At 63.8% G+C, this 25001-nt stretch carries 22 protein-coding genes and 1 tRNA gene; 6 read left to right on the top strand and 17 right to left on the bottom strand.

What is annotated here, in order from left to right; all coding sequences use genetic code 11:
* Positions 1-32 precede the first annotated feature (32 nt).
* Entirely contained in the window at positions 33-539 is a 507-nt protein-coding gene (locus GA566_RS10125) for a YhbY family RNA-binding protein (protein WP_137924211.1), read from the top strand.
* Between the two features lie 101 nt (positions 540-640).
* Here GA566_RS10125 and GA566_RS10130 read toward each other — a convergent pair whose 3' ends face one another.
* The 16 genes from GA566_RS10130 to gloB all read right to left on the bottom strand — a co-directional run bounded on the left by GA566_RS10130 (position 641) and on the right by gloB (position 21159).
* Positions 641-1144 carry a DUF4149 domain-containing protein gene (locus tag GA566_RS10130; RefSeq protein ID WP_137924212.1) on the bottom strand — a complete coding sequence of 168 codons (504 nt, stop codon included), beginning with the start codon at positions 1142-1144 and terminating at the stop codon, positions 641-643.
* 8 nt (positions 1145-1152) lie between these two features.
* Positions 1153-1629: a transcription elongation factor GreA gene (gene greA / locus GA566_RS10135; protein ID WP_137924213.1), complete on the bottom strand. Its 477-nt coding sequence runs from the start codon at positions 1627-1629 to the stop codon at positions 1153-1155.
* Between the two features lie 232 nt (positions 1630-1861).
* Positions 1862-5110 carry a carbamoyl-phosphate synthase large subunit gene (carB, locus tag GA566_RS10140; RefSeq protein ID WP_160472672.1) on the bottom strand — a complete coding sequence of 1083 codons (3249 nt, stop codon included), beginning with the start codon at positions 5108-5110 and terminating at the stop codon, positions 1862-1864.
* A 66-nt stretch (positions 5111-5176) separates the two neighbouring features.
* On the bottom strand, positions 5177-5854 hold the full coding sequence (leuE, locus tag GA566_RS10145; protein WP_137924215.1) for a leucine efflux protein LeuE: 678 nt from the start codon (positions 5852-5854) through the stop codon (positions 5177-5179).
* A gap of 45 nt (positions 5855-5899) precedes the next feature.
* Positions 5900-7048, bottom strand: a complete 1149-nt coding sequence (carA, locus tag GA566_RS10150; RefSeq protein WP_160472673.1) for a glutamine-hydrolyzing carbamoyl-phosphate synthase small subunit — start codon at positions 7046-7048, stop codon at positions 5900-5902.
* A 305-nt stretch (positions 7049-7353) separates the two neighbouring features.
* Positions 7354-7767, bottom strand: a complete 414-nt coding sequence (locus GA566_RS10155; protein WP_160472674.1) for a RidA family protein — start codon at positions 7765-7767, stop codon at positions 7354-7356.
* 30 nt (positions 7768-7797) lie between these two features.
* Entirely contained in the window at positions 7798-8235 is a 438-nt protein-coding gene (locus GA566_RS10160) for a thioesterase family protein (protein WP_137924218.1), read from the bottom strand.
* Positions 8232-9923, bottom strand: a complete 1692-nt coding sequence (locus tag GA566_RS10165) for an AMP-binding protein (protein WP_160472675.1) — start codon at positions 9921-9923, stop codon at positions 8232-8234. The genes GA566_RS10160 and GA566_RS10165 overlap by 4 nt, the downstream gene beginning before the upstream one ends.
* Positions 9924-9942: 19 nt before the next feature.
* Positions 9943-11115, bottom strand: a complete 1173-nt coding sequence (locus GA566_RS10170) for an acyl-CoA dehydrogenase family protein (protein WP_160472676.1) — start codon at positions 11113-11115, stop codon at positions 9943-9945.
* A gap of 15 nt (positions 11116-11130) precedes the next feature.
* Complete coding sequence (locus GA566_RS10175) at positions 11131-11982, bottom strand: enoyl-CoA hydratase family protein (protein ID WP_137924221.1); 852 nt, start codon at positions 11980-11982, stop codon at positions 11131-11133.
* Between the two features lie 184 nt (positions 11983-12166).
* Positions 12167-12961 carry an SDR family NAD(P)-dependent oxidoreductase gene (locus tag GA566_RS10180; RefSeq protein ID WP_160472677.1) on the bottom strand — a complete coding sequence of 265 codons (795 nt, stop codon included), beginning with the start codon at positions 12959-12961 and terminating at the stop codon, positions 12167-12169.
* Positions 12962-12963: 2 nt separating this feature from the next.
* Positions 12964-15291 (bottom strand): bifunctional salicylyl-CoA 5-hydroxylase/oxidoreductase, encoded by a 2328-nt coding sequence (locus GA566_RS10185; protein WP_160472678.1) that lies wholly within the window; start codon positions 15289-15291, stop codon positions 12964-12966.
* Positions 15292-15438: 147 nt separating this feature from the next.
* A complete protein-coding gene (locus tag GA566_RS10190; RefSeq protein ID WP_160472679.1) occupies positions 15439-17328 on the bottom strand; it encodes a propionate--CoA ligase in 1890 nt (629 codons plus the stop codon).
* 96 nt (positions 17329-17424) lie between these two features.
* Positions 17425-18399 carry a glycerophosphodiester phosphodiesterase family protein gene (locus tag GA566_RS10195; protein ID WP_237380131.1) on the bottom strand — a complete coding sequence of 325 codons (975 nt, stop codon included), beginning with the start codon at positions 18397-18399 and terminating at the stop codon, positions 17425-17427.
* A gap of 148 nt (positions 18400-18547) precedes the next feature.
* On the bottom strand, positions 18548-20221 hold the full coding sequence (locus GA566_RS10200) for a transglycosylase SLT domain-containing protein (RefSeq protein WP_160472680.1): 1674 nt from the start codon (positions 20219-20221) through the stop codon (positions 18548-18550).
* 128 nt (positions 20222-20349) lie between these two features.
* The gene (gene gloB / locus GA566_RS10205; protein WP_160472681.1) at positions 20350-21159 is read right to left on the bottom strand and encodes a hydroxyacylglutathione hydrolase; all 810 of its coding nucleotides are present in this window, start codon (positions 21157-21159) and stop codon (positions 20350-20352) included.
* A 10-nt stretch (positions 21160-21169) separates the two neighbouring features.
* Between gloB and GA566_RS10210 the strand changes: the two genes are divergently transcribed.
* The 5 genes from GA566_RS10210 to GA566_RS10230 all read left to right on the top strand — a co-directional run bounded on the left by GA566_RS10210 (position 21170) and on the right by GA566_RS10230 (position 24089).
* Positions 21170-21976, top strand: a complete 807-nt coding sequence (locus GA566_RS10210) for a class I SAM-dependent methyltransferase (protein WP_137924227.1) — start codon at positions 21170-21172, stop codon at positions 21974-21976.
* 27 nt (positions 21977-22003) lie between these two features.
* A complete protein-coding gene (gene rnhA / locus GA566_RS10215; RefSeq protein ID WP_137924228.1) occupies positions 22004-22441 on the top strand; it encodes a ribonuclease HI in 438 nt (145 codons plus the stop codon).
* Between the two features lie 79 nt (positions 22442-22520).
* Positions 22521-23258, top strand: coding sequence for a DNA polymerase III subunit epsilon (dnaQ, locus tag GA566_RS10220; protein ID WP_137924229.1), 738 nt, complete (start codon positions 22521-22523; stop codon positions 23256-23258).
* Between the two features lie 117 nt (positions 23259-23375).
* Positions 23376-23450 (top strand) — tRNA-Val (locus tag GA566_RS10225).
* Between the two features lie 180 nt (positions 23451-23630).
* Positions 23631-24089 (top strand): MEKHLA domain-containing protein, encoded by a 459-nt coding sequence (locus GA566_RS10230; RefSeq protein ID WP_137924230.1) that lies wholly within the window; start codon positions 23631-23633, stop codon positions 24087-24089.
* A 149-nt stretch (positions 24090-24238) separates the two neighbouring features.
* Here the strand turns inward: GA566_RS10230 and GA566_RS10235 are convergent, their stop codons facing one another.
* Entirely contained in the window at positions 24239-24844 is a 606-nt protein-coding gene (locus GA566_RS10235) for a hypothetical protein (protein ID WP_160472682.1), read from the bottom strand.
* Between the last annotated feature and the right edge of the window lie 157 nt (positions 24845-25001).

Here is a 25001-nt window from a genome sequence, read left to right on the forward strand (position 1 = left end):
TAATACGCGCCAATTCGATATTAGCCTTCCCGATGCCAGCCCTTCACCTGATTTCCGCCCAACGTTCCGAACTGCGCTCGCGCGCCCACGGCCTCAACCCCGTGGTCATGATCGGTGCGGAAGGCCTGACCCCTTCCGTGCTTGCCGAGATCGACCGCAGCCTGGCTTCGCACGACCTGATCAAGGTCCGGGTGCTCGGCGATGATCGTGACGCACGCGTCGCCATCTACGACGCCATCTGCGACGAACTCAGCGCCGCGCCGATCCAGCATATTGGCAAGCTGCTCGTCATCTGGCGCCCCGGCCCTGCCCGCCTGAAGGAAAACCAGCCCGAAGACTTCGGCGCAGTCGAAAAGCGCCGTCTGGGCGCTGGCGCCGCACCGCGTACCGTCACGGTGCGCAAGCCGGCCACCGGGGGCATGCGTCGTCCGAAGAGTTCGTCGGTGCGTGTGCTCGGCAACGAGCGCGTGACCCAGGGCGGCAACGTCAAGCGCTCGCGCGCCCGCCCGGCCAGCCAGAAAAAGAAGTCCTTGGGTTGATCGGCCGGCGGCCGATCGGTTCCATGAAAAAGGCGGCCCCGGCCGCCTTTTTTGCGCTTTGCTGATCGCTCCTGCTTGTTTCCCGCGTATTACTCCGCGTATCACTCGCCCGACGATCTGGGCGCACTCGCGCGCCAGACCAGTACCAGCGCCAGCAGGCTCTGGACCAGGTAGAACACGCTCGATACGCCGTGCAGCATGCCAAACTCGCGCTTGTATGGTGACTCCGACACGCCCAGGTTCAATGCCTGTGCCTTCACCTTGAGTCCTTCCATGAACGGCTGCACGCCGAAATAGCCAGCCAGCACGCATACCAGCATGGCGAGCACGATCCACCGCAGTGTCCGGTAGCGCGCCGCACCCCGGCGAATCAGCACATTGCACAGTACGAGCTGGAGCACACCGACCGTCACACCAATCATCGCCTGGTAGCGGAACAGATGCCCGGCAATCATGCCTGCGGTTTCCCGGCTTTGCAGCACGGAGAAGAGCGTCGGCGCCACCATGTAGCCAACCGTCCAGAGGCTCCCGGCCCACACCACCGTCAGCAACAAGAAGACGCGATGCGGCAGCGGCGGCAGGTTCGAGTAAGAGGACGAGAACATCCCGTCGCTCAGATGTAGCGAACCGTGATGACTTCGTACTCGCGGTCGCCGCCCGGGGCCAGCACGGTGGCCACGTCGCCCTCGAACTTGCCGATCAGCGCACGGGCGATCGGCGAACTCACCGAGATCTTGCCGCTTTCGAGGTCGGCTTCGTCATCGCCAACGATCTGGTAACTCACGGGCTTGCCCGATTCCAGGTCCTCAAGGTCCACGGTGGCGCCAAAAACGATGCGGCCATCGGTGTCGAGTTGCGTGGGATCAATGACCTGTGCCGCGCCCAGCTTGGACTCCACTTCCTGGATGCGGCCTTCGATAAAGGCCTGCTTTTCCTTGGCAGCGTCGTACTCGGCATTTTCCGACAGGTCACCCTGGGCGCGCGCTTCGGAAATGGCGTTGATCACCGCAGGGCGTTCGACGGCCTTGAGGCGCTGCAGCTCTTCCCTGAGCAGTTCGGCGCCACGCTTGGTAATCGGAATGGTGCTCATGTCTCGTTCAACAAAAAAATGAGCCGCAGCGGAGTGGGATTCATGCCCCGGCAAACTTCTGCCAGGCGGCACGCCCGCTCAAACCGCGGCTTTCAGATGGAATCGACCGGCTCCAGGCCGGTCGATCTGCGAATTCAAAACGTAGTGTAGGCCAGAACCGCCGCCAGTTTCAACCCGGCGGCGGCCCGGCTGCGCCGCATCCGTTACGCGGCAGCGCAGCAACTACGTGGCATCAGGCCAACTGCTTGTGCAGGCTCTGCAGGTCATAGACCTCCAGGCTCTGCATGTGCTTCAAACCCTCCACCGCGGCGTTGGCGCCGGCGATGGTGGTGTAGTAAGGCACGCGGCCGGCCAGTGCGGCGATGCGGATGGAGCGCGAATCGGCGATCGCCGTACGCGTTTCGTCCACGGTCGTGAAGACCAGCGCCAGTTCACCGTTCTTGATCATGTCGACAATGTGCGGACGGCCGTCCTTCACCTTGTTGACCACGCGAACCGGAATGCCGGCGGCCTCGATGGCCGACGCCGTACCCCGCGTGGCGACGATCGGGTAGCCCAGGTCGTGCAGCATGCGGGCCACGGCCACGGCGCGCGGCTTGTCGCTGTCCTTCACCGTGATCAGCACCGTGCCCTTCTCGGGCAGACGCGAACCGGCGGCCAGCTGGCTCTTGAACAGGGCCTCGCCAAACACCTTGCCCACGCCCATCACTTCGCCGGTGGAACGCATTTCAGGTCCGAGGACCGGATCCACGCCCGGGAACTTGTTGAACGGGAACACCGCTTCCTTGACGCTGAAATACGGCGGAATCACTTCCGCGCCGATGCCTTGCGAGTCGAGCGACTGGCCGGCCATGCAGCGCGCGGCGATCTTCGCCAGCGACAGGCCGGTCGCCTTCGACACGTACGGCACGGTACGCGAGGCGCGCGGGTTCACTTCCAGCACGTAGACGATGTCCTCGCCGTTCTTCTGCTGGATGGCGAACTGCACGTTCATCAGGCCGACCACGTTCAGCGCCTTCGCCATCGCGGCGGTCTGGCGCTTCAGTTCGTCGATCGTGGCTTGCGCCAGCGAGTACGGCGGCAACGAGCAGGCCGAATCGCCCGAGTGCACGCCAGCCTGTTCGATGTGCTCCATCACGCCGCCGATGAACACGCGTTGACCGTCGCACAGCGCGTCCACGTCGCATTCGATCGCATCGTTCAGGAAGCGGTCCAGCAGCACCGGGGAGTCATGGGAAACCTTCACGGCCTCGCGCATGTAGCGTTCGAGGTCGCGCGGCTCATGCACGATTTCCATGGCGCGGCCGCCCAGCACGTACGACGGACGCACCACCAGCGGGTAGCCGATTTCCTCGGCCAGGCGCAGGGCTTCGTCCTCGGCGCGCGCGGTGCGGTTCGGCGGCTGGCGCAGGCCCAGCTCGTGCAGCAGCTTCTGGAAGCGCTCGCGGTCTTCCGCCGCGTCGATCATGTCCGGGCTTGTGCCGATGATGGGCACGCCGTTGGCTTCCAGATCCAGCGCCAGCTTCAGCGGGGTCTGGCCGCCGTACTGGACGATCACGCCAACCGGCTTTTCCTTCTCGACGATTTCGAGCACGTCTTCCAGCGTCAGCGGCTCGAAATACAGGCGGTCCGACGTGTCGTAGTCGGTCGACACGGTTTCCGGGTTGCAGTTGACCATGATGGTCTCGTACCCGTCTTCGCGCAGTGCCAGCGCAGCGTGTACGCAGCAGTAGTCGAACTCGATACCCTGGCCGATACGGTTCGGGCCACCGCCGAGCACCATGATCTTGCGGTTGTTGGTCGGCTCTGCCTCGCACTCGCCATGTTCGGCTTCATACGTGCCGTACATGTACGCGGTGTTGGTGGCGAACTCGGCCGCGCAGGTGTCCACGCGCTTGTAGACCGGACGCACGTTGTGGGCGTGACGTGCCGCGCGTACGGCCTTGGCATCTGTCTTCATCAGCTTGGCCAGGCGGCGATCCGAGAAGCCCTTCTGCTTCAGGAAGCGCAGCTCGGCAGCCGACAGGCTGTCCAGCGTGCGACCGCGGGCCAGGCCTTCGGTCTTGATGATGTCTTCGAGCTGTGCCAGGAACCACGGATCGATCGACGTCTCGGCGTACACCTCTTCCAGCGACATGCCCAGACGGAACGCATCGCCCACGTACCAGATACGGTCCGGACCGGCTTCGCCGATTTCCTCGATCACCTCGTCGCGGTCGGTGGACTTCTCGTCCAGGCCGTCCACGCCAACTTCCAGGCCGCGCAGTGCCTTCTGGAACGATTCCTGGAACGTGCGGCCCATCGCCATCACTTCACCCACCGACTTCATCTGGGTAGTCAGGTGGCTGTCGGCCTGCGGGAATTTTTCGAAGGCGAAACGCGGCACCTTGGTGACCACGTAGTCGATCGACGGCTCGAACGACGCCGGGGTCTGGCCGCCGGTGATTTCGTTCTTCAGCTCGTCCAGCGTGTAGCCCACGGCCAGCTTGGCCGCGACCTTGGCGATCGGGAAGCCGGTGGCCTTCGAGGCCAGTGCCGACGAACGCGACACGCGCGGATTCATTTCGATCACGATCATCCGGCCATCGACCGGGTTGATCGAGAACTGCACGTTCGAACCGCCGGTGTCCACGCCGATCTCGCGCAGCACGGCCAGCGACGCGTTACGCAGGATCTGGTATTCCTTGTCCGTCAGCGTCTGCGACGGGGCCACGGTGATCGAGTCGCCCGTGTGGATACCCATCGGGTCCAGGTTCTCGATCGAGCAGATGATGATGCAGTTGTCCGCCTTGTCGCGGACCACTTCCATCTCGTATTCCTTCCAGCCGAGCAGCGATTCTTCGATCAGCAGTTCGCGCGTGGGCGAGAGGTCCAGGCCGCGCTTGCAGATCTCTTCGAACTCTTCGCGGTTGTAGGCGATACCACCGCCCGAGCCGCCCAGCGTGAACGACGGGCGAATCACGATCGGATAGCCGGTGGTGCCCGTCTCCTGGGCGATGCGCGACTGCACAGCCACGGCCTCGTCCATCGAGTGGGCGATGCCGGACTTGGCCGAACCGAGACCGATCTTGGTCATCGCGTCCTTGAACTTCTGGCGGTCCTCGGCCTTGTCGATGGCTTCCGGCGATGCGCCGATCAGCTCCACCTTGTACTTGTCCAGCACGCCATGGCGATGCAGGTCCAGCGCGCAGTTCAGCGCGGTCTGGCCGCCCATCGTCGGCAGGATCGCGTCCGGGCGTTCCTTCTCGATGATGCGTTCGACCACTTCCCAGGTGATGGGCTCGATGTACGTGACGTCCGCCGTGCTCGGGTCCGTCATGATGGTCGCCGGGTTCGAATTGACCAGGATGACCTTGAAGCCTTCCTCGCGCAGCGCCTTGCAGGCCTGTGCGCCGGAATAGTCGAATTCACACGCCTGGCCGATGATGATCGGGCCGGCGCCGATGATTAGGATGCTCTTGATGTCTGTGCGCTTTGGCATTGCACGCTCTCTTTGTTGGCCGGCCCGCATGTCGTGCGGACCGTGCCGGATATCAGGTTGTCGTCGTCAGCCCAGTGTGGCCGTGGCCAGCTTGGCGCCGAAGCCGATGAACATCGCCCCTACTCCGCTCGACATGCCTGCGGACAGGCGGCGCCGGCGGCGGAACGCATCGGCCAGCTTCGCGCCCACGAAAATGATCGTGGTCAGGTAGGCGAAGCTGCAGATCTGGCAGACAAGCCCCAGCGCTACGAACGACAGCGCCGGATACGCGAACTGCGGATCCACGAACTGGATGAAGAACGAGATGAAGAACAGGATGGCCTTGGGGTTCAGCAGGCTGATGACCAGCGCCTTGGTGAACGGGTTGGCAGACCGGTCCAAAGGCTCGGCGGCCGCCTGCGCGCCCGCAGGACTGGCCGGCATCGACCAGTTGCGCACGGCACCGCGCAGCATCTGGAAGCCGATCCACCCCAGGTAGCCCGCGCCCACGTACTTGACCACGTGAAACAGCGCCGGGCTGGCCTGCAGCAACGATGCCACGCCGGCAGCGGACAACACCATCAGGATCGCATCGCCCAGGAACACGCCGCACGCGCCCTTGTAGCCCGCCCGCACACCGCGCTGGGCAGCCACCGACAGCACGTACATCGAATTCGGCCCAGGCAGCAGCACGATGAAGATCGTGCCGAGCACATAGGTCCAGAAATCGGTGACGCCGAAGCTGGCATGCATGAAAGCGTTCATGGCGGGCGGTCCTGTTCAGGTCTCTCGTTACGTCAGGGCGTCACGTCAGGCTGCGGCCTTGGCGCGCGCATCCTGCATCAGCTTCGTGAAGCGGTCGAACAGGTACGCGATGTCATGCGGACCCGGCGACGCTTCCGGGTGACCCTGGAAGCAGAATGCCGGCTTGTCCGTCAGGGCAAAGCCCTGCAGCGTGCCGTCGAACAGCGACGTGTGCGTGACGCGCGCGTTGGCGGGCAGCGTCGCGGCATCCACGGCGAAACCGTGGTTCTGCGACGTGATCACCACGCGGCCATCGTCATGGTCCTTGACCGGGTGGTTGGCGCCATGGTGGCCCGTGCTCATCTTCAGCGTCTTGGCACCCACGGCCAGCGCCATGATCTGGTGACCCAAACAGATGCCGAACGTCGGGATACCGCGTGCGATGAACTCGCGCGTGGCAGCAATCGCGTAGTCGCAAGGCTCGGGGTCGCCGGGGCCATTCGACAGGAACACGCCGTCCGGATTCAGCGCCAGCGCGTCAGCGGCAGGGGCCTGCGCCGGCAGCACAGTGACCTTGCAGCCGCGCTCGGCCAGCATGCGGAGGATGTTGAACTTGACGCCGTAGTCGAAGGCCACGACGTGGAACTGCGGCTTGTCCTGCTTGCCGTAGCCCTGGCCGAGCTTCCACTCGGTCTGGGTCCACTCGTACGGTTCCTTGACCGACACGACCTTTGCCAGGTCCATGCCTGCCAGGCCCGGGAACGAGCGTGCCAGGTCGATGGCCTTCTGGACGTTGTCCTCGCCAGCCAGGATGCAGCCGTTCTGGGCGCCCTTCTCGCGCAGGATGCGCGTCAGCTTGCGGGTATCGATACCGGCAATCGCCACGACCTTCTCTTGCTTCAGGTAGTGGGAAAGCGTGTGTTCCTTGCGGAAATTGGAGGCCAGAAGCGGCAGATCCTTGATGATCAGGCCGGCGGCATGGACTTTCGTGGCTTCGACATCCTCAGGGTTGACGCCGTAGTTGCCGATATGCGGATACGTCAGCGTGACGATCTGCCGGGAATAGCTCGGGTCGGTGAGGATTTCCTGGTAACCGGTGATAGCAGTGTTGAACACCACTTCGCCGATCGTATGGCCGGAAGCGCCGATGGAATAGCCACGAAAGACCGTGCCGTCTGCAAGCGCGAGTATGGCGGACGGAAAAGACGGTAGCACGGGTAAGGCTCCTGCTGGACTCACCCCGTGACCGACCTGCTCAACGCCTCGTGCCCCGTGGCGGCCCCGCGTCTGAACACTGGGGCGCAAGTGTCGCATGGCGATTTCATCACTTTTGTGCGGTGCATGAAAACGGCGTGCGCAACGGGGCGGCGGAAGGTGGAATACGGTAGGCGCTAGGGTGATGGGTTCTGAAAGCGAAACTTTCGAATTATATCCCGTTGGGCCCAAATTCTCAAGTATTCAAACACTTACGATGCCCTTGAGACAGATGCCACCCAACCGTCCACCCGTACTCGCCCGGTTCACATGGCCGGTGGCACGACCGCCGTCACTTCGATTTCCACCTTCGCGCGTGGCTCCACCAGGTCTGCTACCTCCACTGCCGTCATGGCCGGGAAATGCCTGCCGATGATGTCGCGGTAATGCTGGCCGATGGCCTTGTAGGCGGCCACGTATTCGACCTTGTCCTTCACATACCAGGTCATCCGCGCGATGTGCTCCGGACGTGCGCCGCCCTGCTCCAGCACCGACACGATGTTGCGCAGCGTCTGCGCCACCTGCAGCGCGAAGTCGTCGGTCTCGAATTCGCACTGGCCGTTCCAGCCGATCTGCCCACCGACCATGATCAGGCGGCTGCCCACCTGCATCTCGGCCATGATGCCGTTGGCGTATCCCTTCGGCGCTGCCCATTCGGGCGGTTGCAATGTCTTCAGCATGATGTCTTCGATTCCGTGTCTATGTCAGTGTCAGGCAGTCTCGGTGCCCAGGTAGCGCTCCATTGCGGTGCGTACTGGCTCGGGCAAGGGCTGCGGGGTCATCGTGCGCGTGTCCACGCACACGAGGCGCTGGTCGATGGTCATGCGCGTGTCATCGTCGGCGCCTCCCGGCCCCATGAAGCGGATGGTCACGCCGAAGCTGCTGCGTCCCAGATGGGTGACGCGCAGCTCGCGGGTGAGTTGTTCGCCAAGTCGGCTGGGCGCGGTAAAGCGACACTGCAACGCTGCCGTGGGAATGCCGGCATGCCCGGAGAGATGCATGGCCTCGAACGGCCAGTCGAGGGCTTCGGCGAACCAGTCCTCGATAAAGTCGTTCAGCATCTCGAAGTAGCGCGGATAGAACACGATGCCGGCGGCATCGCAATGCTTGAAGCGCACGCGTACCGTGTTGCGGAATACCTCGGTCATCGCTGCGTCTCCACGTCGACGCCCTGCTCCGCTGCCATCTGGCGCAGCCGGAAGCGCTGCAGCTTGCCAGTCTCCGTGCGCGGCAGCACCGCCACGAACTCGATGCGGCGCGGATACTTGTATGGCGCGATCTCACGCTTGCAGTAGTCTTGCAGGGCAGCACGCGTGGCATCGGTTGCCGCCACACCAGGGCGCAACACCACGTAGGCCATCACCACCTGTCCGCGCTCGGCGTCGGGCGCGCCCACCACCCCGCACTCGGCCACCCACTCGTGCTTCATCAGCGTGCCTTCCACCTCGGGGCCGGCGATGTTGTAACCCGCCGAGATGATCATGTCGTCGGAGCGCGCCTGATAGAAGTAGTAGCCATCGGCGTCCGCCACGAACGTATCGCCGGGCAAATTCCAACCGTCGCGCACATAGTTCTCCTGGCGCGGATCGTCGAGATAGCGGCAACCCGTGGGGCCGCGTACCGCAAGCTTGCCCACGGTGCCGTGCGGCACGGGCTGCATGTCGTTATCGACAATGCATGCCTCGTAGCCCGGCACCACGCGACCCACCGCTCCGGGCCGCACTTCGGCACCTGCGCTCGATACGAAGATATGCATCATCTCAGTGCCGCCCAGTCCATCGATCATCTCGATGCCCGTGGCACCCTTCCACGCCTGCCGCGTGGCATCGGGCAGCGCCTCGCCGGCCGAGACACTCTTCTTCAGGCTGGCTACGTCGAAGTTGCCGGCCAGCGCGGCCATCTGGCGATAGAACGTGGGCGCCGTGAAGACGATGGTCGCACGGTGGTCCTGAATCAGCTTCAGCAGCGTTTCGGGCGTGAGCTTCTCGGCCAGCGCCGTGCTCGCGCCAGCACGCAACGGGAAGCACAGCATGCCGCCGAGTCCGAACGTAAACGCCAGCGGCGGCGTGCCGCAGAAGATGTCGTCGGGCGTGGGCTTCAGGACATGGCGCGGGAACAGGTCGCACATCGCCAGCACATCGCGATGGAAATGCATCGTGCCCTTGGGCTGGCCCGTGGTGCCGCTCGTGAAAGCGATCAGGCAGATATCGTCGGCAGCGGTGTCGCAGGCGGCAAAGGTGTCGGGCTTGCCGGCCATTGCTGTTTCGAGAGCATCGTCGCCTTCGCCGTTGAAATAACGCACCGTGGTCAGTGTCGGGCAATAGTGCTCGTTGTCTGCGCGCTGGTTGGTCTCGAGCTCTTCGCGCAGCCGCGCATCGCAGAGCGCCGCGCTCACCTGCGCCTTGTCGATGACCTGCCGCAGCTCCTTGGCGCGCAGCAGCGGCATCGTCGGGACGGCGATCAGTCCGGCCTTGAGCGTGGCCAGCCAGCTCGCCGCCATCATCAGGTTGTTGGGCCCGCGCAGCAGCACGCGGTTGCCCGGCACCAGCCGCATGTCTTCCACCAGCACATGCGCGATGCGGTTGACCAGTGCCGCCAGCGCGGCGTAGGTCACGGTCTCGATGCGACCGTCTCGCTCGTGGCGTACGGCCACTCGCGCGCCGTTACCCTGCTCGACGTGTCGATCGACCAGTTCGACTGCGGCATTGAAGCGCGGCGGGTAATGCGTATCGTCATTGAACGTGAACACCGGCCACTGCTCGGGCGGCGGCAGCCGGTCGCGCGCGAAGGTATCCACGTGAGCGGTAGCGACAGTAGCGGACTGGGGGGCGGCCATGCTTGTCTCCTGGATTTGGCTATGCCTGGCGCGCGGCCAGCGTCTCGCGCGCGATGATCAGCTTCTGCACTTCGGTGGCACCTTCGTAGATGCGCAGCGAACGAATCTCGCGGTACAGGCTCTCCACACGCGTGCCGACTTTCACGCCCAGCCCACCGAACATCTGCACAGCGCGGTCGATAACCTGCTGCGCGTTCTCGGTGGCGACCATCTTCGCCATCGCGGCCTCGCGCGTCGTGCGCTGCTGCTTCACATCGCGCAACCACGCCGCGCGGTAGGTGAGCAACGCTGCAGCATCGATGGCTGTAGCCATGTCACCGATAGCGGCCTGCGTCAGTTGCAAGTCGGCCAGCACGCCACCGAACATCGGCCGCGACGTGGCGCGCGCCAGTGCATCGTCGAGTGCTGCACGGCCGAAGCCCAGTGCCGCCGCCGCAACGGAGGCGCGGAAAATGTCGAGCGTCATCATCGCCACCTTGAAGCCCTGCCCTGCTTCGCCAAGTCGGTTTTCCACCGGCACGCGGCAGTTGTCGAAACGAAGCGTGGCGAGCGGATGGGGCGCGATCACGTCGATGCGTTCGGCAATGGACAGGCCCGGCGTACCGGCATCGACCACGAAGGCGGTGATGCCACGTGCGCCCGGTGCTTCGCCGGTGCGGGCGAACACGCAATAGAAGTCGGCGATGCCTCCGTTCGATATCCACGTCTTCGAGCCATCGAGCACATAGTGGCTGCCGTCTGCGGAGAGTTGTGCACTGCATTGCATCGCGGCCACATCGGAACCCGCCTCGGGTTCGGACAGCGCGAATGCGGCGATGGCCTCGCCACGCGCCACGCGCGGCAGATAGCGCTCGCGCACCGCATCGCTGCCGGCGAGCGTGATAGCTCCCGAGCCCAGCCCCTGCATCGCGAAAGCGAAGTCCGCCAGCCCGTCGTGACGCGCCAGCGTTTCTCGCAGCAGGCACAGCGCGCGCGAATCCAGTTGCGGCAACGCGCCGCCGAAGGCTTGCGGCACGCAGTAGCGGAGCCAGCCGGCCGTCCCCAGTTGACGCACCAGCGCGCGGCATGACGCGTCTGCATCGTGGTGGTCGATATCCTTCAGATGTTCCGTGCACCAGCCGTCGAGTTCACGTTCGAGCTGGCGATGGGCCGCATCGAAGAAAGGCAGGTCGAGATAGGTTTTGTCGCTCATGGATGCTCAGGTTCCTCAATCGCCTTCGAAGACGGGTTTCTGCTTGGCCACGAAGGCGTCATAGGCACGCCGGAAGTCACGCGTCTGCATGCAGATCGCCTGCGCCTCGGCTTCGGCTTCAATGGCTTCGTCCACGCCCATATTCCATTCCTGATGCAGCAGCTTCTTGGTCACGCCATGCGCGAAAGTCGGGCCTGTGGCGATTTGCGTGGCCAATGCCTCTGCTTCAGCCAGCACAGCGTGCGAGCCGTGCAGCGCGTTGAAGAAGCCCCACTGCAATCCTTCCTCGGCAGTCATTGCGCGCCCCGTGTAGAGCAGTTCGCTTGCCCGTCCCTGGCCGATCATGCGCGGCAGCAACGTACAGGCACCCATGTCGGCACCTGCGAGGCCGACTCGCACAAACAGGAAAGCGGTGCGCGCATGTTCGGTGCCCAGTCGCATATCCGAAGCCAGCGCCATCATGGCGCCCGCGCCCGCACAGATGCCGTCGATGGCACTGATGATCGGCTGCGGGCATGCACGCATCGCCTTGACCAGATCACCCGTCATGCGCGTGAAGTCGAGCAGTTCGGGCATCGACATCCTGGTGAGCGGGCCGATGATCTCGTGCACGTCGCCGCCCGAGCAATAGTTGCCGCCCGCGCCGGTGATCACGACGGACTTGATGTCGGTGGCGTAGCACAATCCCCGAAAGAGGTCGCGCAGTTCGGCGTAGGAGTCGAACGTCAGCGGATTCTTGCGCTCGGGCCGGTTCAATGTGATCGTGCCTACGCGACCATCGGGGGAGACGGACCAAAGGAAGTGCTTCGGTTGAAAGTCCGCAAAGGCGCGCTTGTGATGGCGCATGTCCAGGGCGATGTCAGTCATGGTGGTGCCTCGCTTGTTTGTCTCGCTGTTGTTCTTTCTCCCCTCTCCCGCGCAGTGGGAGAGGGGTTGGGGGTGAGGGCTGGAGGTTCTGCTTGCTGACTTGTCGCAATTTGCACCGCTTGCCCTCTCCCCCGCCCCTCTCCCGCATGCGGGAGAGGGGAGCAAACCGTTGGCGAGTGGAAACTCAACCTGCCATGACTTCTCCACCTGCCACCGGCAGCGCCTGACCTGTGATGGCGGATGCAGATGGCCTGCACAGCCACGCCACCGCATCCGCAACTTCCTCGGGCTGCACCAGTCGCTTCTGCGGATTGCGTGCCGCCAGTTCCGCACGGGCCTCGGCTTCCGTGCGGCCCGTCTTGGCAACGATGTTGGCAACGGCATCCCGCACGATGTCGGTTTGCGTGTAGCCGGGGCAGACCGCGTTCACCGTGATGCCCTTTGTCGCCAGTTCCAGCGCCAACGCGCGCGTCAAACCGATCACGCCGTGCTTCGCCGCGCAATACGCGCTGACGTAGCCATAGCCGATCAGCCCGGCGGTACTCGCCACGTTGACGATACGGCCCCATCCACTTTCCAGCATCGCGGGCAGCGCGGCCTGCGTGCAGACGAACGTGCCCGTCAGGTTCACGTCGAGCATGCGTTGCCAGAGTGCGAGGTCGGTTTTTCCGAACGGTGCACTGTGCGCCTGCCCCGCGTTGTTGACCAGCACGGTGACCGGCCCGTGCGCTTTCGCTGCTGCCGCGAAGGCACCGGAAACCGCATCGGCATCGGTGATATCAGCCTGTGCAATGCCGAGTGCGGCGCCTTCCACAACAAACGATGACAACACCTCGGCAGCCGCATCGAGCACGCCGCCATCGCGTCCCATCAGCGTCACGCTGGCGCCGGCCATCAGTAGTCGCTGCGCGATGGCCGCACCGATGCCGCGTCCACCGCCAGTGATCAGCGCGTGCCGGCCTTTCAGTTCGCGTTCCATCCTTACTTCCCCGGCTGCTGCGCGTACGATGCCGCGCGTGCCACGTTGGTTTCGAGTTGGCGCTTGCCGGCCACGTACTGCTTCGGCCACGTCACATCGCGGAAGCCGAGTTTTGCAGCCTCGTGCAACGTCCAAGCAGGGTCAGCCAGATGCGGACGCGCAATGGCGCACAGGTCTGCGCGGCCTGCGGCGATGATGCTGTCGACGTGATCGGCCTCGAAAATCGCGCCCACGGCAATCGTCGGAATGCCCGCCTCGTTGCGGATGCGATCGGCAAATGGCGTCTGGTACATGCGGCCATACACGGGCGACTGATCCGGGCTGACCTGCCCCGACGAACAGTCGATCATGTCGGCGCCGGCCGCCTTGAATGCACGCGCAATCTCCACGGCATCGTCGGCTGTGATGCCGCCTTCCACCCAGTCATGCGCGGAGATCCGCACGGACATGGGGCGATCCTGCGGCCACACGCCGCGTACGGCGGCGAAGACTTCGAGCGGATAGCGCAGCCGATTGGAAAGCGGACCGCCGTATTCGTCCTCGCGCACATTGGTCAGTGGCGAGATGAAGCTCGACAGCAGATAACCGTGCGCGCAGTGCAGTTCCAGCCAGTCGAAGCCGGCCTCCGCGGCGCGGCGTGCATTGGCCACGAAGTCATCGCGCACGCGATCCATGTCGTCGCGTGTCATCTCAAGTGGCACCTGGGAGATCTCGGGCATGTAGGGCAATGCCGAGGCGGACACCAGCGGCCAGTTGCCTTCGGCGAGCGGATAATCCATCTTCTGCCAGCCCAGTTGTGTCGAACCCTTGCGCCCCGCATGGCCGAGCTGGATGGCGATCTTCGCGTCGCTGCTGGTGTGCACGAAGTCGACGATGCGCTTCCATGCATCGCGCTGGGTGTCGTTCCACAGGCCCGGGCAGCCCGGCGTGATGCGCGCCTCGGGCGAGACGCAGGTCATCTCCGCCACCACCATGCCCGCCCCGCCCATCGCACGCGCACCGAGATGCACGAGGTGGAAATCGCCGGGCACGCCATCGATGGCCGAGTACATCGCCATCGGGCTGACCACCACGCGATTCTTGAGCGTCACGCCACGCATGTGGAACGGCGTGAACATCGGCGGCAGGGTCTTGCCGCCTGCCAGCCATGCTTCAAACCCTTCGACGTATTCCGCATCGCGCACGCGAAGGTTCTCGTGCGAAATTCGTTGCGAACGGGTCAGCAATGAATACGCAAACTGTTCGGGCGCCATACCTGCATAGCGCTCGACGTTCTCGAACCATTCGGTCGAGTTGCGCGCGGCGTTCTGAATCTTGAGCACTTCCACGCTGCGCGTGGCTTCGTAGCGCGTCAGTGCATCGGGCAACTGATCGACCCCGGCTGCGCCCCGCTGGTCGATTTCATTGGCGAGGTCAATCGCATCCTCCAGTGCCAGCTTGGTGCCCGAGCCAATCGAGAAATGCGCGGTGTGCGCGGCATCGCCCATCAGCACCACCGGCACGCGACGGCCATCGGCCAGCGTATTCCAGTGAACCCAGCGTCGGCAGATCACGCGCGGGAAGCGAATCCAGTTGGCCGAGCCGCGCAGGTGCGTGGCGTTGCTGATGAGCTTGTGTCCGTCGAGGTAGCGCGCAAAGAGTTTCTCGCAGTACGCCACGCCCTCTTCCTGACTCATGCCCTCGATGCCAGCGGCGCGCCACACGCGTTCCGGCACTTCCACGATGAAGGTCGACGTCGTGTCATCGAACCGATAGGCGTGCGCCTGAAACCAGCCGTGCTCGGTCTTTTCAAACGCGAAGGTAAACGCGTCGAACAGTTTGTGCGTGCCTAGCCAGACAAAGCGGCACTGGCGCGTATCGATATCGGGTTCGAAGGTTGCGGCGTAGCGGGTGCGGATGCGGCTGTTGATGCCGTCCGAGGCCACCACGATATCGGCGTTGTATTGCCGGGCCAGCGCCTGGTCGTCGGTGGCATCGGTCTCGAAAACCAGCCGCACGCCCAGTGCCTCGCACCGCGCCTGAAGAATGTTCAGCAAACGCTTGCGACCGATGCCGATGAAGCCGTGACCACCGGAGCGAATCGTCTGCCCGCCGAAATGGATGTCGATATCGTCCCAGTGGTTGAACGCCGCGTTGATCTCGGCCGCGCTGACCGGATCCGCCACTTTCAGGTTCTCCAGCGTCGCGTCGGAGAACACCACGCCCCAGCCGAAAGTGTCGTAAGGCCGATTGCGTTCGACCACCACTACGTCACGGGACGGGTCGCGCAATTTCATCAGCAATCCGAAGTAGAGGCCGGCCGGGCCGCCGCCTATGCAAAGCACGCGCATCTTGTCTCCTGCTTGCCGTCTAAAGTGCGTTGACGGCCTCTACATCAAGGTTAAATATTTTATGCTTCAAATATTAGGCCGCATGATGACGGTTGGCAAGTAGGTTTTCCGCGCCCCCTTCATCTTAGGAGGGGGCGCGCCACTTTGTTACCCGATCGCCGCCTTCACCTGCTCCAGCGCCGTGGGGTCCTCGATCGTGGTCAGGTCACCCGGATCACGGCCTTCGGCCACGGCCTGGATCGCCCGCCGCAGCAGCTTCCCCGAACGTGTCTTTGGCAGCGCATTGACGAAATAGACCCGCGCCGGGCGCGCGACGGCGCCCAGTTGCTGATCGACGGTCTTCATCAGTTCGCCCTCGAAAGCCATGCGGTCGGCATCGGTCCCGGTTCGGCTGGCATCGCGAGGAATGCAGAACCCCAGCGCTACCTGCCCTTTCAGCGCATCCTGCACGCCGACCACGGCCACCTCGGCCACACCCGGATGCGATGACAGGCTTTCCTCGATCTCGCGCGTGCCCAGCCGGTGACCGGCCACGTTGATCACGTCATCGGTGCGGCCCAGGATGAAGACATAGCCATCTTCGTCGCGCACGCCCCAGTCAAATGTGGAATAGCACTGCCGATTCGGCACCGCTTGCCAGTACGTGCGAAGGAAGCGGTCGTCGTCGCCCCAGACCGTGGTCATGCAGCCCGGTGGCAGTGGATAGTCGATTGCCACCACGCCCTTCTGGTTGGGCGCGCATTCCTGGCCGGTCACCTCGTCGACGATCCGCAGGTCGTAGCCATAGGCCGGCACTCCCGGCGAGCCGAGCTTGGACGGCAACGCCTCTACGCCGCGCTGGATCGCGATGATCGGCCAGCCGGACTCGGTCTGCCAGTAGTTGTCCACCACGGGCTTGCCGATCCCATCCTGGATCCATCGCGCGGTGGGCTCGTCCAGTGGCTCGCCGGCCAGGAACAGCAGGCGCAGGCTCGACAGGTCGTGGCGCCGCAGCAGTTCCGGGTCCTGCTTCTTGAGCACGCGAATGGCCGTGGGTGCGCTGAACATCAGGTTCACGCCATGTTGCTCGACGATCTTCCACAGAATCCCGCCGTCGGGACGGATCGGCGTGCCTTCGTACATGACCGTGGTCATGCCGGCCAACAAAGGGCCATAGACGATGTAGCTGTGTCCCACCACCCAGCCGATGTCCGACGCGGTAAACATCGTGTCGCCCGGCTTGCCACAGAAGATGTACTCCATCGAGGTCGCCAGTGCCACGGCATAGCCGCCCGTGTCACGCTGCACGCCCTTGGGCTTGCCCGTGGTGCCGGAGGTGTAGAGCACGTACGAAGGCTCGCTCGACTCCATCCACACGCACGGCACGTCCTGACCGGCCACCTTGTCGCGCCACGCTGCATAGTCTTCGTCGCGCCCGGCGGTGCGTGGCATCTCGGCCAGTCCGCGATCCACCAGCAGCACCTTCTCGGGGTGATGACCGGCCAGCCGGATGGCTTCGTCGAGCAGCGGCTTGTACGGCACCACCTTGCCGGCGCGCGATCCGGCGTCGGCGCTGACGATGACCTTGGGCTTCGCATCGTCGATGCGCGCCGCCAGGCTGACTGACGCAAACCCGCCGAACACCACCGAGTGCACGGCGCCAATGCGCGTGCAGGCCAGCATCGCGAACGTCGCCTCGGGAATCATCGGCATGTAGACCAGCACGCGGTCTCCGCGCTGCACGCCCAGCCCCTGGAGGATGGCCGCCATGCGGCTCACTTCGTCGTGCAGTTCCCGATAGGTGTACGTGCGTTCCGTCTCGGTCTCGGTGGAGACGTAGACCAGCGCGCGCTGATCCGCACGCGCGGCGAGGTGCCGGTCTATCGCGTTGTGGCAGATATTGGTGCGCCCGCCGACGAACCAGCGGGCGAACGGTGGGCGACTATCGTCGAGCACGCGCTCGAAAGGCGTCTCCCAATCAATCCTCGCAGCCTGCTCGGCCCAGAATCCCGCCTTGTCGGACAGGGAACGCGCGTGCAGCGCACGGCTTGCCGTCATGATGTGTCTCCTCCGCTTCTATATCTATGTGTGGAATGCGGTGCGGATGGCAGCGGCGTTGCCGGCAGTGCCGTCTCGGAAGCGTCTGGCTTGCAGCTAATTACCGCAAACCTCCGGGTTCTTCACCACCTTGGCACGGATGCCGTCCATCTTTTCTGGAGAATCTACCATGACCGCATCAATGCCCAGCCGTTTGGCGTCACAGTACGCCGCCTGATCGTTGACACCGAAGGCCACAAGGTTCGCCGCCCCTTTGGCGCGATAGCATTTGACCGATGCCGGAGTCCAGAACAAGGCGTCCACGGATGACCGCCCCTCCCCCAACGTGAAGGTCTCGACCACTTCCACCTTGCGGCGCAGTTCGAATCCTGCCCAGGTGCCCGATGCGGGGGCCGGTGTGCTGCATGCCTGCCCCAATGTCGCGCTCACCAGCCGGCCTCGCGTGGTATCGCGCGATTCGAATACTCGGGCGCGAGGCCACTGTGCAAACGTCTGCTGGTAGTCCTGCTCCGTGGAGTAGATCAGTACACGACCCCAGGCGTTCTCGGACGCCAACACTTGCGCCACGGCAGCAGTCTGCGTAGCGGCGGGCATCGCCTTCATATCGAGAATGATCGGCACTTCCGCAGGTATGAGACGCAGTGCCTGGCGCAAGGTGGGAATGCCGACGGGGCGGGTGCGATACGGATACTGCTTGATGCCGTCGGCGCTGGTCTCGGCAAATTGCCAGCCAGCGTTCAGTTGCGCGAGCGTCGCGGCCGGCCAGTCGGCGACCTTGCCAGTCCCGTTGGTCAGAGACTCCAGCGCAGCCTGCCGGTACAGTACCGGCACGCCATCGGCGCTGACCTGCACCGACAGCCAGATCATGTCCGCACGCTGGGCCAGCGCCGATTCGATGGCGACGAGGGTGTTCTCGGGGCGATCCGCCGTGCCGCCGCGATGAGCCACCAGCTTGGGCGCGGCGGTCTCGGCGGTGATTGGCGAGGTGGTGTCGTCGTTACCGTTGTCGCACGCGGCACCAAGGCAGGCCACGATGAGTGGCATGCCCAGCAGGATTCGGAACAGGGACATGGAGATGAGCAGGAGGATGGAAACCTGTCATCTTCCTTTGCTTCGTTGACGAATATCCTTGAGATGTGTCAATGCACATCCTGTCCCGCCACGTTGGCAGGACAGGATGCCGTCACATCGGTCCGCCCGGCAGACACCCGGCAGCGTCTTAGCGCGTATGACCCTTGGCCGATTTGGCTGTGGACTTGGTCGCAGCCGGGGCCTTGCTCGACGACTTTTCCGATGTCTTGCTGGCCGTTTTGCGTGGCGTGGCTTCGGCCACGGCGCGCTTGCGGGGTTCTGCGGCAACCTTCGTGGACTTCGACGATTTCGCGACCGCCCGGCTCTTGCCGCGCGCCGCAGCCCGGGGCGCATCATCCCCATCGTCGCCACGCTCGGCCCGCGCCGCTGCCGCCGAGTTCGGACGCAGCATCAGCACCAGGCTCTGCCCCGCCACGAGCTTGCTGCCCGACAGCTTGTTCCACGACTGCACCTGCCGTGTGCTCACGCCATAGCGGCGCGCCACCGACGACACCGTGTCACGCCGCCCGGCCTTGACCACCACGCGTTTGGCGTCCGGCACGTCGGGCTCCACGGCCAGCATCGCGGTATCCACCAGCGACGCGCTGATGTCCTGGTCATGCCGGTCCGAGCGCGGAATCATCACCGTCGAGCCGGGCTTGAGCCGCATGCCCTTTGGAATGCGGTTGATCTCTCGCAAGGTGTCGGCATCGACATTGAGACGCGCCGCCAGCGACTCGACCCGCTCGCGGCTATCCACCGTCAATGCCGTCCAGCTCGACAGGCCGCCACGGTAGGTGTTCAGGTTGTACTGAAACCGCTCGGCGTTATCGAACGGCAGCAGGATCTGCGGATTGGCCGCGCCCAGGATGACCGGGCGGTTGAACGAGGGGTTCAGCGCCTTGAACTCGTCCAGCGGCATATTGGCCAGCTTGGCCGCCAGCGCCACGTCGATATCGCGTGACGTGGTGACCGTGACGAAGTACGGATGGTCCGGAATCCCCGGCAACCGCACGCCGTAGACGGCGGGGTTGGCGATGATGTTCTTGACCGCCTGCAGCTTCGGCACGTAGTACCGCGTCTCGTTCGGCATGGTCAGGCTGGCGTAGTCCGTGGGCAGCCCGCGCGCCTGATTGCGCGCAATGGCGCGCGACACGGCCCCTTCACCCCAGTTGTAGGCCGCCAGCGCCAGATGCCAGTCCCCGAACATGTCATAGAGCCGCGAAAGGTAGTCGAGCGCGGCGTCGGTGGACGCCAGCACATCGCGCCGCTCGTCGCGGAACATGTTCTGCTTGAGGTTGTAGCTCTTGCCCGTACTCGGGATGAACTGCCACATGCCCGCGGCCTTGGCCGTTGACTCCGCCTGGGGGTTGAAAGCGCTCTCGACAAACGGCAGCAATGCCAGCTCGGTGGGCATCTTGCGCCGTTCGAGCTCCTCCACGATGTGGTACAGGTAGCGGCTCGACCGGCCCACCATCCGTTCCATATAGTCGGGACGCGCCGCGTACCACTGCGTGCGATCATCGACCAGCGTGCCTTCGAGGTCAGGCATTCCGAAACCCTTGCGGATCCGGTCCCAGATATCGGTGGACGGGCCACGCAGCCAGTCGACACTGGTCTGGTCCACGTTGACCACCGCGGTGCCGGGCAGGATGCCGGCGCTACCTGTGCTGTTGAGGGTGTTAAGCGGGTCCTTCTTCGGACCGGATTCCAGGGCGGTCGGCGTACCGGCCATCTCGCCGGCAGGCGGATTGGGAGTGCCGGCACACGCTGCAAGCAGCGCGGCACTCGCAATTACCGCCAGAAATCGACCAAATCGCATTAAGTTCTCTGAAAGTGACGCCAAAAATGTGGGCTGATCCTATGGAAAAGCCGAGTTGGCGTCAATGAGATTTTCCCCAAGATGCAATTTGGTGCGGCCCTCGTCCGCAGGACGGAAGGCGAACATGCCTAGCGGAAGTTGTCCTTCCATCCACGCAGCGCCCCAAATGCCGCGGCATCGTTGCTGACATCGCCGCCCTGCCCAGCCACGGCGCGTCGGACGGCGGCGTCGCGGGAGCGCAGGAACGGATTGACGGCCCGCTCCTGGCCAACCGTGGTGGGCACCGTGGGAATGTCGGCCTGACGCAGCGCGTCGACGCGCGCCGACCATGCGGCCAGGTCGGCATTGTCTGGCTCCACGGCCTGGGCAAAGCGCACGTTGCTGCGCGTGTATTCATGAGCGCAGTAGACCTTGGTCTCGGCGGGCAGCGCGGCGAGCTTGTCCAGCGAAGTCAGCATCTGCGCCGGTGTGCCTTCGAACAGTCGCCCGCAGCCGCTGGCGAACAGCGTATCGCCGCAGAAGACCGCCGGCCCGGCGCCGGGCAACCCGGCCGCATCCGCCGTGTAGGCGACATGGCCGGCGGTGTGCCCCGGCACGTCCAGCACGCGGAAGGTGGCCGCCGGATGCCGCAGCGTCACGAAGTCGCCTTCGCGGACGGCCTGGGTACGGTGGCCAATGCGCTCGCCGGCGGGTCCGATGACCGGAACCGGCGCACCATCCGGACCTGCAGGATGTGCTTCCAGCAGGTCGGCCACGCCGCCCTGATGATCTCCATGGTGATGCGTGATTACAATAGCGCCCAGTGCCAGACCGTGTTGTGCCAGAAAGCGCAGGACGGGCGCGGCCTCGCCCGGGTCCACGACCGCGGCACTATGCCCGTCATGGATGGCCCAGATATAGTTGTCCTGGAATGCGGGGATCGGCTCCACTTTCAACATGTGTGCTCCTATGTCCAACCGAGCGATTATAGATTGGGAAGAATGGCTCGCTTCACCGCCCGGGCAATACATGCTCCGGTGGGAGGCGCAGCAATACGACCGGACGGTCGCGGACATCTTCGGATACCACGCCGTGCAGTTGGGCCTGCCCCATATCGACACCTTGCGCGAGAATCGCATGCCGTTTTCGGCACTTGCGCTCGACGGCCGGGCGGGACCCCACGGGCCGCGCCAGACCCACCCGGATGCACGGCAACTGCTGTGCCGGTTCGACGAGTTGCCATTCGAAACGCAGAGTATCGACCTGCTGACGCTGCCGCACGTGCTTGAATTCTCGGAGGACCCGCACGAAGTCCTGCGCGAGGTCTCTCGGGTGCTGATGCCCGAAGGCCGGGTGATCGTCACGTGCTTCAACCCCATGAGCCTGTGGGGCGCCCGGCAGGGCCTGAACCGGCTAGGCGCCACGCCGTTCCTGCCCAGCGATGCGCAAACCACCGGTTTCGTCCGTATCAAGGACTGGCTCAAGCTGCTGGGCTTCGAGATCGACGGCGGCAGCTTCGGCTGCTACTGCCCGCCCTACCGGACCGACCGCTGGCTGCAACGCGCCGCGTTCATGGAAAAGGCCGGTGACCGCTGGTGGCCGATCTTCGGCTCTGTCTACATGATTTCGGCCGTCAAGCGCGTCAAGAACATCCGACTCGTAGGCCCAAGCTGGAAAACCGCCAAACCCGCCCTCAAGCCAGTGGCGGCTCCCGTGGCAACCCCCACCGGCACACACGGCAAGACCCGGACAACCACGCCTGACTCGAGTATCTAGGTTCCAGTCAGGCTCCAACATTCAGCAATGCAAGAAATTACGATCTACTCCGACGGCGCCTGCAAGGGCAACCCTGGCCCGGGCGGCTGGGGCGCCGTGCTTGTCTCCGGCGAACACGAGAAGGAACTGTTCGGCGGCGAGAGCCCCACCACTAACAACCGCATGGAGTTGATGGCCGTGATCGAGGCCTTGCGCGCGCTCAAGCGGCCGTGCATCGTCAATATCTATACGGATTCCCAGTACGTGCAGAAGGGCATCAGCGAGTGGATCACTGGCTGGAAGGCGCGCGGCTGGAAGACGGCCGACAAGAAACCGGTCAAGAACGCTGACCTCTGGCAGATCCTTGACGAGGTCCGCCAGCCACACACCATCTCATGGCACTGGGTGCGCGGCCACAACGGTCACCCCGGCAACGAACGCGCCGACCGCCTGGCCAATCGCGGTGTGGAATCGCTGAACGCCTGAGCGCACCGAGCGACGGGAAGCCCCGCCGCGACGCGCCTGAATTTTCGCCTCCCCTGCCGACCGTTTACAATCCCGCCCCATGCGACAGATCGTTCTCGACACCGAAACCACCGGCCTGAACCCAGCCACCGGCGATCGCCTGATCGAAATTGGCTGCGTGGAAATGGTGAACCGCCGCCTGACCGGCCGCCACCTGCACTTCTACGTCAACCCGGAGCGCGATGTGCCCGAGGAAGCTGTGGCCATCCACGGCATCACCGCCGCCTTTCTGGCCGACAAGCCGAAGTTCTCGGAAGTCGTTCACCAGATTCGCGAATACGTACAGGACGCGGAGCTGATCATTCACAACGCGTCGTTCGACCTGGGTTTCCTGGACATGGAGTTCCAGCGCGAAGGACTACCGTCGTTCCGCTCGCACGCCGGCAACGTGATCGACACGCTGCGTGAAGCCCGCACCATGTTTCCCGGCAAGCGAAACTCGCTCGACGCCCTCTGCGACCGTCTCGGCGTCAGCAACGGGCACCGCACGCTGCACGGCGCACTGCTCGATGCCGAAATTCTGGCCGAGGTCTACCTGGCCATGACGCGCGGCCAGAACTCGCTGGTCATCGATGCGCTGGACACCAGCGCCGCCCAGGGCGAAACCCGCACCACGGCTGACCTGTCCGTCCTTACGCTGCCCGTGCTGCTTGCCAACGAAGCGGAGGTTTCGGCCCACGCCAGCGTCCTCAAGGACCTCGACAAGGCCAGCGGCGGCAAGACCGTATGGAAGATCGAAATCCCTTCCGAAGTCCCCACCGGCGCGACGGTTCAGTAAGGCCGAGCCAATTTCTCGAAGAAAGTCCAAAAAAGGGCTTTACAAGATACAGGCCCATCGGCATAATCTCGTTTCTCCGCTGCACGACACCAGCAACAACGGTGACGAAGCAGAAAGGGGTGGTTAGCTCAGCGGTAGAGCACTGCCTTCACACGGCAGGGGTCACAGGTTCAATCCCTGTACCACCCACCAGAATATCTGGTGAGCAACGCCTTACGTTGCCGAGAACCCGGAAGCTGACGAGCTCTCCGGGTTTTTTGTTTTTTGGGCGGATCGCATGAGACATCCGCCTCATACCTTTCCCTGACCTCCAGGAACCGCGTCGTCGATTTACGATCTCAATCCACGCGCTCTCCAACCCGAGGTTTTCCCTTGCTTCCGCTTCACCACGACCCCGCTTTCTACGAACTGCTTGCCGGCAGCTATCAACGCCTGCTTGGCAAACGGCTAGTGCCTCACCCTCTTCCGACCAACGAAGCTGCGGCGTGGCTTTACGAAGAGGCACCGTTCGCGATCCTCGCTCACAACACTGCGCCGGACCCGGTCTTTGTCTATGGCAACAAGGCGGCGCAGCGTCGCTTTGGCTACGACTGGGACGAGATCACGCGTCTGCCTTCGCGACTATCCGCCGAGGCGCCCAATCGCGAGGAACGGCAGCGCTTTCTTGAGCGTGTGCAACGGCTTGGTTATGAAGCAGGCTATCAAGGCGTGCGGATCACCAAGGACGGCAGCCGCTTCATGATCGAAGAGGCAACGCTGTGGCAGATGATCGATACCGATGGGGTGCTACACGGGCAGGCCGTGATCATTCCGCGGACTCGGGATCTGTGAGTTACTGCGAGCGTCGATCTCAGCGAGCTTGCCGCGAATCACGCGCAGTCTGTACTCGAAACTAATGCGCGTAGGACTATCCTCGGGCCAGTCGTCGATCAGGTTCAGGACGGCTCGCTCATCGGCAAGCCACCAGATTCGTTCGTCGATCATTGCGATTCCTCATGGTGATTGGACACATCGTCGCAGGTCGACTCGCGCAAGCGAGTCTCGACTTTTCTCAGTTCGGTCATAGAAGCGCTATCGAATTCCGCATCGAGGTCCAGTTGTACGTAACCTTTCCATTGCCGATCACGGCGATGCGACCACATGCTGTACCAATACGTGGTCGCCTTTACCAAGGCGCGTTCGTTGCGGGATTGCACCCAATAGTTGTCCACGGCGAAACTGGACTTCAGTCGTTCAAGGTCTAACAAGTTGGGAGGTATCTGTTGCGGGTCGCCAGATTCGTGGCTCAAAACAAACGTCACCACATCGAGATCTCTTGGCCCTCGGCCATAGCGCGCCTCGACGTCTTCCACAAAGCTTCCGTCCACCCACTGAAAACCCGCGGTAATACCGGCCTCGTGTATCGACTGCCTGAACTCAAGCAGCCCCCGCAGAATTGTGCAACGCGCTGGCGTGGTTGCGAACCGGCGTACAAACGAGAGAAGCGACACCTCGTACGGCGACCGATCCGCACTTGCAGCGTTGCCATCATTCACAGGCGGAAGCACCAGCATGTCATTCCATGCCGGTATCTGGACGAAGTTCATTCATTGACCCTGAGTTACCGGCGCTAGCCATCCGTATCGAGCGGCGGCGCCGTGTTTTTTTCGATGCATCAATGCTGCATCGAATACACCACAGGGGCCAAGTAAACTTGTGTGTCCAACTGCCATATTTCTGTGGCAGCTGTGCCAAAGCGTCCCG

Source organism: Cupriavidus sp. SW-Y-13 (genome assembly GCF_009793345.1).
In the GTDB taxonomy this organism is placed as follows: domain Bacteria; phylum Pseudomonadota; class Gammaproteobacteria; order Burkholderiales; family Burkholderiaceae; genus Cupriavidus.

Excerpts from the sequence above, each read along its gene's own strand:
- GA566_RS10190 (WP_160472679.1), bottom strand. The coding sequence starts at position 17,328 with ATGACGGCAAGCCGTGCGCTGCACGCGCGTTCCCTGTCCGACAAGGCG.
- GA566_RS10165 (WP_160472675.1), bottom strand. The coding sequence starts at position 9,923 with ATGGCCGCCCCCCAGTCCGCTACTGTCGCTACCGCTCACGTGGATACC.
- GA566_RS10185 (WP_160472678.1), bottom strand. The coding sequence starts at position 15,291 with ATGCGCGTGCTTTGCATAGGCGGCGGCCCGGCCGGCCTCTACTTCGGA.
- dnaQ (WP_137924229.1), top strand. The coding sequence starts at position 22,521 with ATGCGACAGATCGTTCTCGACACCGAAACCACCGGCCTGAACCCAGCC.
- GA566_RS10235 (WP_160472682.1), bottom strand. The coding sequence starts at position 24,844 with ATGAACTTCGTCCAGATACCGGCATGGAATGACATGCTGGTGCTTCCG.
- GA566_RS10160 (WP_137924218.1), bottom strand. The coding sequence starts at position 8,235 with ATGACCGAGGTATTCCGCAACACGGTACGCGTGCGCTTCAAGCATTGC.
- carB (WP_160472672.1), bottom strand. The coding sequence starts at position 5,110 with ATGCCAAAGCGCACAGACATCAAGAGCATCCTAATCATCGGCGCCGGC.
- greA (WP_137924213.1), bottom strand. The coding sequence starts at position 1,629 with ATGAGCACCATTCCGATTACCAAGCGTGGCGCCGAACTGCTCAGGGAA.
- GA566_RS10130 (WP_137924212.1), bottom strand. The coding sequence starts at position 1,144 with ATGTTCTCGTCCTCTTACTCGAACCTGCCGCCGCTGCCGCATCGCGTC.
- rnhA (WP_137924228.1), top strand. The coding sequence starts at position 22,004 with ATGCAAGAAATTACGATCTACTCCGACGGCGCCTGCAAGGGCAACCCT.
- gloB (WP_160472681.1), bottom strand. The coding sequence starts at position 21,159 with ATGTTGAAAGTGGAGCCGATCCCCGCATTCCAGGACAACTATATCTGG.
- GA566_RS10195 (WP_237380131.1), bottom strand. The coding sequence starts at position 18,399 with ATGTCCCTGTTCCGAATCCTGCTGGGCATGCCACTCATCGTGGCCTGC.
- GA566_RS10170 (WP_160472676.1), bottom strand. The coding sequence starts at position 11,115 with ATGAGCGACAAAACCTATCTCGACCTGCCTTTCTTCGATGCGGCCCAT.
- GA566_RS10155 (WP_160472674.1), bottom strand. The coding sequence starts at position 7,767 with ATGCTGAAGACATTGCAACCGCCCGAATGGGCAGCGCCGAAGGGATAC.
- GA566_RS10125 (WP_137924211.1), top strand. The coding sequence starts at position 33 with ATGCCAGCCCTTCACCTGATTTCCGCCCAACGTTCCGAACTGCGCTCG.
- GA566_RS10210 (WP_137924227.1), top strand. The coding sequence starts at position 21,170 with ATGTCCAACCGAGCGATTATAGATTGGGAAGAATGGCTCGCTTCACCG.
- GA566_RS10200 (WP_160472680.1), bottom strand. The coding sequence starts at position 20,221 with ATGCGATTTGGTCGATTTCTGGCGGTAATTGCGAGTGCCGCGCTGCTT.
- GA566_RS10175 (WP_137924221.1), bottom strand. The coding sequence starts at position 11,982 with ATGACTGACATCGCCCTGGACATGCGCCATCACAAGCGCGCCTTTGCG.
- GA566_RS10180 (WP_160472677.1), bottom strand. The coding sequence starts at position 12,961 with ATGGAACGCGAACTGAAAGGCCGGCACGCGCTGATCACTGGCGGTGGA.
- leuE (WP_137924215.1), bottom strand. The coding sequence starts at position 5,854 with ATGAACGCTTTCATGCATGCCAGCTTCGGCGTCACCGATTTCTGGACC.